A 12,231-nucleotide genomic window follows, 5' to 3' on the forward strand; every position below is an offset into this window, starting at 1 on the left:
GCGACCCGCTACGACAAGACCGCTGAGAGCTTCCTCGGCTTCATTGACATCACGTCGATCCGTCTCTGGGTCCGCCATTTGTCAACATGACCTAGTCCCGGGGCGTCCGGGCCGCCGCCTCGCGCGCCATTACCCTGCGGGTCCGGGCCACCAGCGCCGGCACCACGACCGTCAGCATCAGCAGGCGAAAGACGTGATGCGTGGTCACATAGGCCGGATCGGCGTTCAGCAGCAACGACATGGCGATCATCGTCTCAAGCCCGCCCGGAGCGAAGGCGATCAGCGCGCTCAGGATCGGCAGGCCCAGCAGCTTGGAGACCAGCGCCGCCGCCGCCAGCGAGACCAGCGTCGCGAACAGGGTCAGCAGGCTCGCGGCCCCCAGCGCCTTCCCCAGCATCCTTGGCGTCACGCCGGAAAAGCGGGTGCCGATCAGGGTGCCCATGGCGATGAAGGCCGGAACCGACAGCCAGGCCGGGACCGACCCCGGGATCGTCCCGGTCGCATGGCCCAGCGCAGAAAGCCCCATCCCGCCCAGCAAAAGCGCCGCCGGGACCCGCAGCCGCAGCAGCACAAGCCCGGCCAGGGCCGACAGCGCCACAAGCGGCAGCAGGATCCAGAGCGCCATCGGCGGCGCCCCTTGCGGCGGCAGCACCGGCAGGTCGCCATGGCCCAGCAGCGGCGCCAGGAACGGCACCAGCAGGGTCAGCGCCAGCACCCGGATCGTCTGGATCATCGTGACCTGAAGCAGGTCGGCCCGGACATCGGTCGACAGGCTCAGCACGAAACTCAGATGCCCCGGCGTCGCGGTCAGCAGCGCGCTCATCCGGTCGAAGCCGAACAGGCGCCGCAGCAGGCGCGATCCCAGCAGGATGATCGCCAGCACCGAGAGTGCCAGCACGACAAGGCTCAGCGGCCAGCGGATCGCGGTCTCGATCGCCTCGGGGGTGACGCTGGCCCCGAGATTGACGCCCACCAGCACGAAACAGGCATCGCGGAACCGGTCGGGAAGCCGGGCCTGCAGACCCGCCAGCGCGGCCAGCGTCACGCTCAGCGCCGGGCCGGTCAGGAACGGCGCGGGCATGTGCAAAAGCGCGGCGAAAGCCGCGCCCGCGGCGCCGATGGCGAGGGTCAGGAGGGCGGGGCCCAGCGAAGAGTCGGTCGATGTCATGCGCGCTTCCGCAGGCATCGTCCGCCTGCCGGGTCCAGAAACCTGTCTGCCGCCGGATTGTCAATTCCGGGTGGCCGCTCCGTACCCCGGCGACCACAGGCGTGCGCCCGCCGCAGGAGCGGCAGGCAAAGCACGGTTGACTTGAGCCGCGCGCCGTCGCATGCGGCGTTGCAACAGGTTTCGAGGAGACTTTGCATGAAGATCGCGATGGTGGGAACGGGCTATGTCGGGCTGGTCTCCGGGGTCTGCTTTTCCGATTTCGGGCACGAAGTCGTCTGCATCGACAAGGACCCCCGCAAGATCGAGATGCTGATGCGCGGCGAGGTGCCGATCTACGAGCCGGGGCTTGAGGACGTCATGGCGCGCAACGTGGCCGCGGGGCGGCTGTCCTTCACCGGCGATCTGGCCGCGGCGGTGGCCGGGGCAGATGCCGTCTTCATCGCGGTGGGCACCCCCACCCGGCGCGGCGACGGCCATGCCGATCTCAGCTATGTGATGGCCGCGGCGGAAGAAATCGCCAAGGCGCTGACCGGCTATTGCGTCATCGTCACCAAGTCGACCGTGCCCGTCGGCACCAACCGGCAGGTCGCCGAGGTCGTGTCGAAGGCCAATCCGGCGGCCGAGTTCGACGTCGCCTCGAACCCCGAATTCCTGCGCGAGGGCGCGGCCATCGACGACTTCATGCGGCCCGACCGGGTCGTGGTGGGGGTCGAGTCCGACCTTGCCCGGGCGGTGATGTCCGACATCTACCGGCCGCTTTTCCTGCGCGAATTCCCCATCGTCTACACCGATCTGGAATCGGCCGAGATGATCAAATACGCGGCCAATGCCTTCCTCGCGACCAAGATCACCTTCATCAACGAGATGGCGATGCTGTGCGAACGGGTGGGCGCCGACATCAAGGCCGTGTCCAAGGGCATGGGGCTCGACGGCCGGATCGGCAACAAGTTCCTGCATGCGGGCCCCGGCTATGGCGGCTCGTGTTTCCCCAAGGATACCAATGCCCTGGCCCGGATCGGGCAGGATCACGCCTCGCCTTGCGCGATCACCGAGACGGTGATCGAGGTCAATGACCGGGTCAAGCGGCGGATGATCGACAAGCTGGTCGATCTGTGCGGCGGGTCGGTCAACGGCAAGGCCGTGGCGGTGCTGGGCGTCACCTTCAAGCCCAATACCGACGACATGCGCGAGGCGCCCTCGCTGACCATCGTGCCCGCGCTGGTGGGCAGCGGGGCGAAGGTCCGCGTGGTCGATCCGCAGGGACGGCGCGAGGGTGAACACCTGCTGCCCGGCGTCGACTGGGTCGAGGACCCCTATGCCGCTGCGACAGGGGCCGATGCGCTGGTCATCCTGACCGAGTGGAACGAATTCCGCGCGCTCGACCTCGGCCAGATGGCCCGGTCGATGGCGACGCCGCGTCTGGCCGATCTGCGCAACATCTACCCGCCCGAGGATGTACGCGCCGCCGGGTTCGAGGCCTATGTGGCGGTCGGCCGCCGGGGCTTCGGCCTCGACGCCTGATCCGTTCGGGTTCGCGCTTCCCGCCCGGCGGGCGGGGGCGCCGATGCGCAAGGTCGCACGACGCGTCAGGCCGTCGCCAGCGCCTCCAGCCGGGCATGGGCAGAGACGCTGCGCGCATCCAGCGTCACGTCATGCAGGAACCGGCCCAGCGCGAGGCTGGTGATATGCATCCTCTCTTCGGTGAACTCGGCGTCGAACAGGGTGTCGCGGATCAGCTGGCGTTCTTCCTCGTCCATCTCCAGGATCTGGGGCTCCGGCGTCGCGGTCTGCAGCGACACCAGCGTGATCGGCGGAATTCGCGCCAGCGAGGACTGTTCGATCACCAGATGCAGATCGCCCGCCCGCATGCCGCGTCGGGCCGCGATCCGGGTCAGGATCTCGCGGCCGCGCACCCGGGCGATATCGGCGCCGCGTTCGGCCTCTTCCTCGGGCATCAGCCGGTGACGCCGGTCGGCATTGTCGACGGACAGCACCCGCGACTCGACCAGATAGACGACAAGGAACATGAAGGCCGGAAACTGCCCGATCGGCAGCGCCGCCTCGGGAAACAACAGCATCGCGACCGGAAAGGGCGTCAGCGCGGCGCAATAGCGCAGGAAGGAAATCTCGGTCGCCATGCGCCAGAAGATCGCGCGCCCGAACGAGCCGTGGGGCAACAGCCCCATCCCGTGCCCGATCAACTGGCGCGGTACTTTCCGGATCCGCATGACGGCCCGGTTGGTCACGGTCGACGGCGTCACGACATGAAGCATCGGCAGGACTCCGCAAGGTTGTCACTGATTAGATCTAACCGCCCACGGCCCCGCGTCCAGCCCGGCGCCCGTCCCCATCGACAGGCACGGGACGGGCCTGTTAGGCTGCCTCCGGGACCCGGTGGAACGGCCGCGCACGGCGCGATGCAAGAAGACTGCGGCAAGAGCGGGGCATTGACCTGACCCGGTCGGCCCCTTAACCCCTGATCGACAGTGACCGGAGGAAGGCCAATGCGACCCGCCAACGAAGCCCTGATCGTCGTCGACATCCAGAACGACTTTTGCACCGGGGGGGCGCTTGCCGTGCCGGGCGGCGAAGAGATCATTGCCCGCGTCAACGCCCTGCTCGACGAGTTCCAGCTTCGCGTCTTCACCCAAGACTGGCATCCGGCCGATCACAGCTCGTTTGCGGACAATCACGAGGGCCGCAAGCCCTACGAGGTGATCGACATGCCCTACGGGTCGCAGATCCTGTGGCCGGTGCATTGCGTGGCCGATACCGTCGGCGCCGCCTTTCATCCCGATCTTGACGTTGCGAAAGCCGATCACGTCGTGCGCAAGGGTGGCGATCCGGCCATCGACAGCTATTCGGCCTTCTTCGAGAACGATCACGAGACGCCCACCGGGCTTGACGACTACCTGTCGTCCAAGGGGATCGAGAAGATCACCCTGGCCGGGCTCGCCACCGATTTCTGCGTGCTCTATTCGGCGCTCGACGCCAACCGGCTGGGCTATGCGGTGACCGTTCTGGAAGGCGCCTGCCGCGGAATAGACCTGAACGGGTCGCTCGAGGATGCGCGCACCACCATGCTGGATGCCAACATCGTCCTGGAGCCCTGAGCGATGGCCGACATCGCGACCCGGGTCTACAATCACAAATGGAAGATCGACCCGATCGTCCGGTCCCTGCTGGATACGGACTTCTACAAGCTTCTGATGTGCCAGTCGGTGTTCCGCAACCATCCCGACACCCAGGTCCGGTTCTCGCTGATCAACCGCACGACCGATATCCGGCTGGCCGAGCTGATCGACGAAGGCGAACTGCGCCAGCAGCTGGACCATATCCGCACGCTGCGGCTGACCCGGGGCGAGTCGACCTGGCTCAGGGGCAACACCTTCTACGGCAAGCGCCAGATGTTCCGCCCCGAATTCATGGAGTGGTTCGAAGAGCTCCGCCTGCCGCCCTACACGCTGGAAAAGCGCAACGGCCAGTACGAGCTGACCTTCGAAGGCCGCTGGCCCGAGGTCATGATGTGGGAAATCCCGGCGCTGTCGGTGCTGATGGAGCTGCGCTCGCGCGCGGTGCTGGAACGGCTCGGCAAGTTCGAGCTGCAGGTGCTTTATGCGCGCGCCATGACCAAGCTCTGGGAAAAGATCGAGCGGCTGCGCGGGCTCGAGGACGTGAAGGTCGCCGATTTCGGAACCCGGCGGCGGCATTCGTTCCTGTGGCAGGACTGGTGTGTGCAGGCGATGATCGAGGGGCTGGGCGACCGCTTTACCGGCACCTCGAACTGCCTGATCGCGATGCGCCACGACATCGAGGCCATCGGCACCAATGCCCATGAGCTGCCGATGGTGCAGGCCGCGCTGGCCGAAACCGATGCCGAGCTGGCCCGCGCGCCCTACAAGGTGCTTGCCGACTGGCACGAAGAACATGACGGCAACCTGCGGATCATCCTGCCCGACACCTTCGGCTCGCGCGGGTTTCTGGAAAACGCGCCCGACTGGCTGGCGGGCTGGACCGGCATCCGCATCGATTCCGGCGACCCGGCCGAAGGCGCCGAGGCCGCCATTGCCTGGTGGAAGGCCCGCGGCGAGGACCCGACGCGCAAGCTCATCATCTTTTCCGACGGTCTCGACGTCGACAAGATCGTCGAGCTGCACCACCGCTTTGCGGGCCGCGCCAAGATCAGCTTCGGCTGGGGCACCCTGCTGACCAACGATTTCCGCGGCCTCGTGCCCGGCGACGGGCTCGCGCCGTTCAGCCTGGTCTGCAAGGCGGTCAGCGCCAACGGACGCCCCACGGTCAAGCTCAGCGACAACCCGAACAAGGCGATGGGACCGGCGGGCGAGATCGAGCGCTACAAACGGGTCTTCGCGGTCGGTGCCCAGGCGCCTATGGAGGTCGTGGTCTGACACCCTGACGGCCCGCCCTTTGCAAGCCTCGCGTATTGGGTATTTAAGCCAAGAAGAAGCAGAGATACGCGCTTCTTCTTGGTCCAAATACCCAAGGCGCACCACAGGCCAGAGGCGCGGCGTCTGGGCGGCTCACCCGATCCGGAACAGCGGGCGGCCTTCCATCACCGCATGGGCGGTGCGCACGGCCCGGTTCAGATACGCGCGGATGCGCGGGTCGTGGGGCTCGAGCCGGGGCATGGTCCAGCCCACCGAGGCCAGCGTACGCAGCATGACGAAGACCGGCAGCATCGCCAGATCGGCCTCGCTCAGCCCCCGTTCGGTGGCGTAGCCCTCGACGAGACCTGTCGCGATGGCATCGAGCCCGGGTTCCTCGAGATTGGGCACCAGCGCGGTCCCGAGGTCGTAGATCCGGAAGCCGAAGCCGCAATCGTCGAAGTCGATCAGATGCGCCTGGGCCCCGTCGAACAGCACGTTTTCCCGCATCAGATCGGCATGGATCAGCCCCGCGTCGCCGCCCGCCGCGGCATAGGCCGACAGCTTTTCGCGGGCGAAGCGGCGGGCTTCCTGCAGCAGGATCGCCTCGGCATCGCTGGCCGCCGGATGATCCCAGAACCGGCCCCAGAACGGCGCGGGGCCAAGCAGGCTGTCGGCGTCCCACCGGGGCCGGACAAAGCCCTGGGGCAGGGTCAGCCGGTCGGTCGCCACATGAAGCCGCCCGATGGCCCGCCCGAGCCCGGCGAACCGCGTCATCTGCTCGGCCGGGGTGCCGTCGAGCGGCCGTGCGCCAAGGCCGAGCGGCGCGCCCTCGACCCAGCCCAGAACCGAGGCCACGCGCCCGTCGCCCAGATGGGCCAGGAGGGCGCCGTCGCGGGTCGTCTCGGGGTCGGGTACCGGTATTCCGGCCTGCGCCAGGGCGGCCATCCACCACAGTTCCGACCGGATCGCGTCGACGCTTTGATAGCCGCGCCGGTGGAGCCGCAGCACGCCGCGGCGGTTCTCGGGCAGGGCGACGGCGAAGACCGCGTTCTCGCGATGCGACAACAGCCGGGGGGCGGTGCAGCCCTCCCAGTGGGTGGCGGCCTCCTCGGCCAGCGACAGCGTTTCGGCCTCGGTCATCGCGGCACCTCCGTACGGACCAGGACCCGGTCCAGACTATCGAGCGCAAGATCCGCATGCGCGCGCGAAAACGGCATCGGCGGGCGGAACTTGAGCGTGTTCATCGCGCGCCCGATCCGCCCCGCAAGGATACCCTCGGCGCGGAGCCCCTCGACCAGCCGGGCGGCGAATTCGGTGGCAGGCGCGCCAGTCTCGTCGACGAATTCGGCGCCGAAGAAAAGCCCCCTGCCCCGCACCTCGGCCAGCCAGGGATGGCGAAGCGCCCCGAGCCGTTCGAGTGCGTAGGCGCCGACCGCGCGGGCGTTTTCCATCAGTCCCTCCTCCTCGATCACCTCGAGGGTCGCCAGCGCCGCGGCCATCGAGACCGGGTTGCCGCCGAAGGTGTTGAAATAGCCGAAGGCGCCGCGGAAGGCGGCCATGATCTCGGGCCGGGTCACCGCCGCACCGACCGGGTGGCCATTGGCCATCGGCTTGCCGAGCGTCACCACATCGGGCGCGAAGCCCAGAACCTCGTGCCCCCAGAAGGCCGTGCCGAGCCGACCGAAGCCCGGCTGCACCTCGTCGGCGAGGATGAGTCCGCCCGCCTTGCGCACCGCCTCGACAGTCGGGTCGAGAAAGCCCGGGGCGAGGGTCGGGAAGCCCTCATTGGCGAAGAACGGGCAAAGCATGAACCCTGCGAAGCCGTAGCCCGCCGCGTCCAGCTCGGCGATGGCGCGGGCGACATTGGCGGCGAAGGCCCTGGGCTGGGCCTCGGCGCTGCCGCCCAGCGGAGCGAGGCTGTCGGGGGCCGGCACCAGCCGCACATGGGGCGGGTAGCCGCCGATCGGCGGGCGCCGGGTCGAGAGCGCGCTGACCGCAGCCGTATTGCCGTGATAGGTGTTGTCGGTCGCGATCAGCCCCGTCCTGCCGGTCGCGGCCTGCGCCATCCGCAGCGCGACGTCATTGGCCTCGGACCCGGTGCAGACCATCACCGCCTGGCTCAGCCCATGGCCGAGTGTGGCGGTCAGCCGCTCGACATAGTCGAGGATACCCTCATGCAGGTAACGGGTATGGGTGTTCAGCCGTGCGGCCTGGGCGGCAATGGCCGCGACCACCTTCGGATGGCAATGGCCGACATGGGGGACGTTGTTATAGGCGTCGAGATAGCGCCGCCCGGCGGCGTCCCAAAGCCACACGCCCTCGCCCCGGACGATATGGGCAGGCTCGTCGTAGAAGGTGGGCACATTCGGTCCCAGCAGGCGTGCGCGCCGCTCGATCAGGGGGTCGGTCATGAAAGGGCACCTCGAACGTCTGCGTCCCAATCAGAGCGCAGTGGCGGGGCGCTTGCAAGGCCCAGTTCAGGCGAAGCCCGGTGCCAGCCGCATCTGGCCGGTCTCGATGCCGCGCCAGTTGACGATCGGACCCACCATCCGCTTGCGCGCGGCCGGATGGGCCGGGTCGAGCGCCCCCAGATGGACCAGAAGCCCGGCAATGGCGGCCTCGGCCGCGCGGGTGGCGCCATCCTCGATCTTGACCGCGACGCCAAGGCCGCGTTCGGGCAGGAAGGCCACGAAGACGCCCTCGGCCCCGGTCTTGACCGCGACGCGGCCCTCTGTCGCCCGCATGAGCTCGGTACAGGCCCGGCCCTCGCCCGCGACCAGATCGGGATGGTGCCGCATCGCCTCGCTCAACCGTCCGGCGGCGCGGGACCGGGCGTCGCCCGCATCGGGCCGGGCGGCGGCAAAGACCGCCATCGCGCGGGCAAGCCCCGCGACCGTGGTGGCGAAGTTGGGCGCCGAACAGCCGTCGATGCCGAAACCCGGGCTCGCCCTCCCGGTGACCTCTTCGAAGGCGGCACGGACCGCGCGCTGCACCGGATGGGCGGGATCGACATAGTCGGGTCCCGCGCCCAGATGCCGGGCGAGCGTCAGAAAGCCCGCATGCTTGCCCGAACAGTTGTTGTGCAGCTGGCAGGCGCTTTCGCCCGCGCGGATCATCCGGACGCGCTCGTCGCGGTCGCGGGTCGGTTGCACGCCGCACAGCAGGTCGGCCTCGCCAAAGCCCACCCCGTCGAGCCAGGCCGCGACCTTGCCCACATGGAGCGGCGCACCCTGATGCGAGGCACAGGCCAGCGCCAGATGCTCGGCCCCCAGACCGGCCGCGTCGGCCGCGCCGCTTTCGACCAGCGGCAGCGCCTGCACCATCTTGCAGGACGACCGGGGCAGGATCAGCGCCTCGGGGTCGCCCCAGGCGGCCACAAGACCCGAGGCATCGCAAATCGCCGCATGGCCGCGATGGCAGGATTCGACCATGCCCCCGCGCAGCAGCTCGACCATGGCGACGGCACCGGTCATTCCTTGCCTGCCATCCGGTCCGGGTCCGGCATCGTGTCCCTGCTCCCCTTCAAGTCCGATTGACTTTGTGCCATGAAGACTTTCATTTCCCCGCGTGCCTAGGCTAGGCTGCGGATATCGAGTTCGGACCTGCCACGCCACTGGAAACGCTTCCCCAAAAGGCGGGCCGAGAGGCAACGACAGCTGGAGGCTGTAAGACGATGACATCCCTTTTCAGAGCGGCCATCGCGGGCGGCGCTTTGGCGTTGGCGGTGACAGCGGCACATGCCCAGGAGGAATCGACCAACAACGTGGCGGTCAAGACCGACTGGAACGTGTTCGTCGAGACCGATCCCACCGAATGCTGGAGCGTCTCGCCCCCCAAGAAGACGGTCAACAGCCGCGACGGTCAGGTCGTGTCCGTGCGGCGGGGCGAGATCCTTCTGTTCGTGACCTTCCGCCCCGGCGACGGCATCAAGGGAGAGGTGTCTTTCTCGGGCGGCTATCCGTTCAAGCCCGGCTCGACCGTGGCGCTGACCGTGGGCGACAGCAATTTCGACCTGTTCACCGAAGGCGAATGGGCCTGGCCCGCCTCGAAGGCGGACGATGCCAAGATCATCGAGGCGATGAAGCGCGGCGCCGAGGCCGAACTGGTCGGGTTCTCGTCGCGGGGGACCAAGACCGCCGACACCTTCTCGCTTTACGGCTTCACCGCCGCGATGGACGAGGCCGCGCGCCGCTGCTCGGGCAACTGATCCGGCCACCCGGTCGCCAAGGCATGACGTCGATGCCTTGGCCAGGGAAGCTCAGGACCGGCGGAGGACAAGACCGAAGGCCGCGAGCCCCGACAGCGGCAGGGGCGCGGGCACCGGCACGGGCGCCGGATCGTCCGCCAGGACATAGCGATAAAGCCGCGTATAGGCGTCGAGTTCGCCCTCGACAGCCTGCGGGTCGATCACCCTCTCGACATGCATCTCAAGGCCGCCATCGGCCAGTTCGCGCGGGGCAAGCCCCTCGGTTTCGAACCGGATGTCGCCCTCGAAGATCGGCAGCTGGAACAGCTCCGCGACATGGGCGGTCGCCAGATCGAGACTGTAGACCGATTTCGTGCCGATATCGGTGGAAAGATACATCCTCCCGTCCAGAACCTTGGCGCCCTGAACGCGCTTCAACTCCTGATCCATCGGCAGCGTGCCGAGATAGCTCCTGTCGGTCGTGTCATAGACGTTAAGCGTATCGCCAAGCGCCCATTCCTTGCCGTAGCCCAGCCCGGTCTCGGGGTCGATCGCCGTCCAGATGGCGACATCGTCGCGCCGGTTGGTCGAAGCGCCCATCATTTCGTGACGCGCGCCGGGATAGGCCAGGGTCGAGGCGTCGAAGGACGCCACGTGGCCGTTCTGATGGTCGCCTTCGGCACTGTCGGGAGAGGCGTGAACGATGCCGTCCTTGATCTCGAAATCGCCGATATGGTCGAAGCCCCGATCGGCCAGCGCAGCCGGAATGCCGCTGACGACCTGCCCGGTTTCAGGATCGCAATGCCCGCTGGCCTCGATGAACTGCCAGTCTTCGGTGAAGCGGGCGAGCCCGTATTGCTAGGAGGTGACCCATTCATTGGCCGCGACGTTCCAGGCGATGCGCTGGGTCATCTGAAGCCCGGTCTGGTCTTCTTCGAGGACGGGCATAAACGGCAAAGCTGTCGAGCGTCCAGCTTGCGGCATGAACCGAGCCGGCCGCCAGAACGCCCGCGGCAGTGGTGAACAGAAGACGCATTCGTCTCTCCAAGATCTGAGTCCTGCCCCAAGTGCGGGCGCCGCCAGCGGTAGGCGCGGCGCCTCACAGTCCGGTAACGTTCTGCGCCCCGGATTGTGACGCGATGCCGTTCCGTAGCGAAGCGGACCAAAGCTGCCCGCGGCCCTTTCAAAACGGGCACGACTCTGCTAAGGGGTACCGCTTTCCGAACAGGAGTCCTCCGATGTCCGCGCCCATCGTCCAGGATGTGCTGCCGCTGCCCCGCAAGCTGCCGGAAACCGACCGGGTCAATCTGGTCGGCCTGACCCGCCCGAGCCTGCGCGAGGCGCTGATTGCCGCCGGAACGCCCGAGGTCCAGGCCAAGATGCGGGTGAACCAGCTTTGGCAGTGGATCTACCAGAAGGGCGTGCGCGACTTCGACGCCATGACCAACCTGGCCAAGGACTACCGCGCGCTTCTGAAGGACCATTTCGCCATCGAGGTGCCCGAAATCGTCACCCGCTCGGTCTCGGCCGACGGCACCCGCAAGTATCTGGTGCGGATCGCGGGCGGCCATGAGGTCGAGGTGGTCTACATCCCCGAGGACGGGCGCGGCACGCTGTGCATCTCGTCGCAGGTGGGCTGTACCCTGACCTGCACCTTCTGCCACACGGGCACCCAGCGGCTGGTGCGCAACCTCACCGCGGCCGAGATCGTGGGCCAGGTCATGCTGGCGCGCGACGATCTGGGCGAATGGCCGAAACCCGGCCGCAACCCGAAGGACGAGACCCGGCTGATTTCGAACCTCGTGCTGATGGGCATGGGCGAGCCGCTTTACAATTTCGAGGCGGTGCGCGACGCCATGCTGATCGCGATGGATGGCGAAGGCATTTCGCTGTCGCGGCGCCGGATCACGCTGTCGACCTCGGGCGTGGTGCCGGAGATCGCGCGCGCGGGCCGCGAGATCGGCTGCATGCTGGCGATCAGCCTGCACGCGACCACCGACGAGCTGCGCAACAAGATCGTGCCGATCAACCGAAAATACCCCATCGCCCAGCTGTTCGAAGCGCTCCGGGCCTATCCGAAGCTGTCGAATTCGGAACGGATCACGTTCGAATATGTGATGCTGAAGGGGGTGAACGACAGCGATGCCGATGCCCGCCAGCTGGTCCGGCTGATTGCGGGCATTCCGGCCAAGATCAACCTGATCCCGTTCAACGAATGGCCCGGCGCGCCCTATCAGCGGTCCGACTGGGACCGGATCGAAGCCTTTGCCAATATCGTCTACAAGGCGGGCTATGCGAGCCCGATCCGCACACCGCGGGGCGAGGACATCATGGCCGCCTGCGGCCAGCTGAAATCGGCAACCGAGCGCGCCCGCAAGAACCGCTTCCAGATCGCGGCCGAGGCCGGTCTGCCCGAGCCCGAACGCATCGTCCGCCGCCCCGACGCCCCCGACGTTCACTGACCTCCAGCCATTGCGCGCGGCGGTCTC

General features: G+C 67.7%; 12 protein-coding genes and 1 pseudogene. 7 read left to right on the top strand and 6 right to left on the bottom strand.

From position 1 onward, the window contains the following. A pseudogene (locus tag EV657_RS14965) lies at positions 1 to 90 on the top strand (IS5/IS1182 family transposase); the annotation flags it as partial. 1 nt (position 91) lies between these two features. Here EV657_RS14965 and EV657_RS14970 read toward each other — a convergent pair. After that, positions 92 to 1,168 (bottom strand): AbrB family transcriptional regulator, encoded by a 1,077-nt coding sequence (locus EV657_RS14970; protein WP_166673715.1) that lies wholly within the window; start codon positions 1,166 to 1,168, stop codon positions 92 to 94. Positions 1,169 to 1,363: 195 nt separating this feature from the next. Between EV657_RS14970 and EV657_RS14975 the strand changes: the two genes are divergently transcribed. Beyond that, positions 1,364 to 2,689, top strand: a complete 1,326-nt coding sequence (locus EV657_RS14975) for a UDP-glucose dehydrogenase family protein (RefSeq protein ID WP_134078653.1) — start codon at positions 1,364 to 1,366, stop codon at positions 2,687 to 2,689. A 65-nt stretch (positions 2,690 to 2,754) separates the two neighbouring features. On the opposite strand, the gene EV657_RS14980 is transcribed toward EV657_RS14975, so the two are convergent. Next, complete coding sequence (locus EV657_RS14980; protein ID WP_075784496.1) at positions 2,755 to 3,441, bottom strand: hypothetical protein; 687 nt, start codon at positions 3,439 to 3,441, stop codon at positions 2,755 to 2,757. Positions 3,442 to 3,672: 231 nt separating this feature from the next. On the opposite strand from EV657_RS14980, the gene pncA reads away from it, so the two are divergent. After that, the gene (gene pncA / locus EV657_RS14985; RefSeq protein WP_075784497.1) at positions 3,673 to 4,281 is read left to right on the top strand and encodes a bifunctional nicotinamidase/pyrazinamidase; all 609 of its coding nucleotides are present in this window, start codon (positions 3,673 to 3,675) and stop codon (positions 4,279 to 4,281) included. Between the two features lie 3 nt (positions 4,282 to 4,284). Further along, positions 4,285 to 5,577, top strand: a complete 1,293-nt coding sequence (pncB, locus tag EV657_RS14990) for a nicotinate phosphoribosyltransferase (protein ID WP_113670955.1) — start codon at positions 4,285 to 4,287, stop codon at positions 5,575 to 5,577. A 132-nt stretch (positions 5,578 to 5,709) separates the two neighbouring features. Here the strand turns inward: pncB and EV657_RS14995 are convergent, their stop codons facing one another. From EV657_RS14995 to EV657_RS15005, 3 genes are all read right to left on the bottom strand, one after another. Further along, a complete protein-coding gene (locus tag EV657_RS14995; RefSeq protein ID WP_134078655.1) occupies positions 5,710 to 6,696 on the bottom strand; it encodes a phosphotransferase enzyme family protein in 987 nt (328 codons plus the stop codon). After that, positions 6,693 to 7,967 (bottom strand): aspartate aminotransferase family protein, encoded by a 1,275-nt coding sequence (locus tag EV657_RS15000; RefSeq protein WP_134078657.1) that lies wholly within the window; start codon positions 7,965 to 7,967, stop codon positions 6,693 to 6,695. Before EV657_RS15000 ends, EV657_RS14995 begins: the two co-directional genes overlap by 4 nt. Positions 7,968 to 8,033: 66 nt before the next feature. Continuing rightward, positions 8,034 to 9,029 (bottom strand): asparaginase, encoded by a 996-nt coding sequence (locus EV657_RS15005; RefSeq protein ID WP_134078658.1) that lies wholly within the window; start codon positions 9,027 to 9,029, stop codon positions 8,034 to 8,036. 200 nt (positions 9,030 to 9,229) lie between these two features. On the opposite strand from EV657_RS15005, the gene EV657_RS15010 reads away from it, so the two are divergent. Further along, positions 9,230 to 9,763: an invasion associated locus B family protein gene (locus EV657_RS15010; RefSeq protein WP_075784502.1), complete on the top strand. Its 534-nt coding sequence runs from the start codon at positions 9,230 to 9,232 to the stop codon at positions 9,761 to 9,763. A gap of 51 nt (positions 9,764 to 9,814) precedes the next feature. Here the strand turns inward: EV657_RS15010 and EV657_RS15015 are convergent, their stop codons facing one another. Beyond that, the gene (locus EV657_RS15015) at positions 9,815 to 10,396 is read right to left on the bottom strand and encodes a hypothetical protein (protein ID WP_134078659.1); all 582 of its coding nucleotides are present in this window, start codon (positions 10,394 to 10,396) and stop codon (positions 9,815 to 9,817) included. Between EV657_RS15015 and EV657_RS15020 the strand changes: the two genes are divergently transcribed. After that, positions 10,397 to 10,765: a hypothetical protein gene (locus tag EV657_RS15020; RefSeq protein ID WP_134078660.1), complete on the top strand. Its 369-nt coding sequence runs from the start codon at positions 10,397 to 10,399 to the stop codon at positions 10,763 to 10,765. It abuts the gene before it with no gap. 215 nt (positions 10,766 to 10,980) lie between these two features. Beyond that, the gene (gene rlmN, locus EV657_RS15025) at positions 10,981 to 12,204 is read left to right on the top strand and encodes a dual-specificity RNA methyltransferase RlmN (RefSeq protein WP_134078661.1); all 1,224 of its coding nucleotides are present in this window, start codon (positions 10,981 to 10,983) and stop codon (positions 12,202 to 12,204) included. Positions 12,205 to 12,231: the final 27 nt, after the last annotated feature.

It is taken from the genome of Rhodovulum visakhapatnamense, assembly GCF_004365965.1.
GTDB classification, from domain to species: domain Bacteria; phylum Pseudomonadota; class Alphaproteobacteria; order Rhodobacterales; family Rhodobacteraceae; genus Rhodovulum; species Rhodovulum visakhapatnamense.

Bases quoted from the DNA above. Each gene is read 5' to 3' on its own strand.
- EV657_RS14970 (WP_166673715.1), bottom strand. From the start codon at position 1,168: ATGACATCGACCGACTCTTCGCTGGGCCCCGCCCTCCTGACCCTCGCC.
- EV657_RS14975 (WP_134078653.1), top strand. From the start codon at position 1,364: ATGAAGATCGCGATGGTGGGAACGGGCTATGTCGGGCTGGTCTCCGGG.
- EV657_RS14980 (WP_075784496.1), bottom strand. From the start codon at position 3,441: ATGCTTCATGTCGTGACGCCGTCGACCGTGACCAACCGGGCCGTCATG.
- pncA (WP_075784497.1), top strand. From the start codon at position 3,673: ATGCGACCCGCCAACGAAGCCCTGATCGTCGTCGACATCCAGAACGAC.
- pncB (WP_113670955.1), top strand. From the start codon at position 4,285: ATGGCCGACATCGCGACCCGGGTCTACAATCACAAATGGAAGATCGAC.
- EV657_RS14995 (WP_134078655.1), bottom strand. From the start codon at position 6,696: ATGACCGAGGCCGAAACGCTGTCGCTGGCCGAGGAGGCCGCCACCCAC.
- EV657_RS15000 (WP_134078657.1), bottom strand. From the start codon at position 7,967: ATGACCGACCCCCTGATCGAGCGGCGCGCACGCCTGCTGGGACCGAAT.
- EV657_RS15005 (WP_134078658.1), bottom strand. From the start codon at position 9,029: ATGACCGGTGCCGTCGCCATGGTCGAGCTGCTGCGCGGGGGCATGGTC.
- EV657_RS15010 (WP_075784502.1), top strand. From the start codon at position 9,230: ATGACATCCCTTTTCAGAGCGGCCATCGCGGGCGGCGCTTTGGCGTTG.
- rlmN (WP_134078661.1), top strand. From the start codon at position 10,981: ATGTCCGCGCCCATCGTCCAGGATGTGCTGCCGCTGCCCCGCAAGCTG.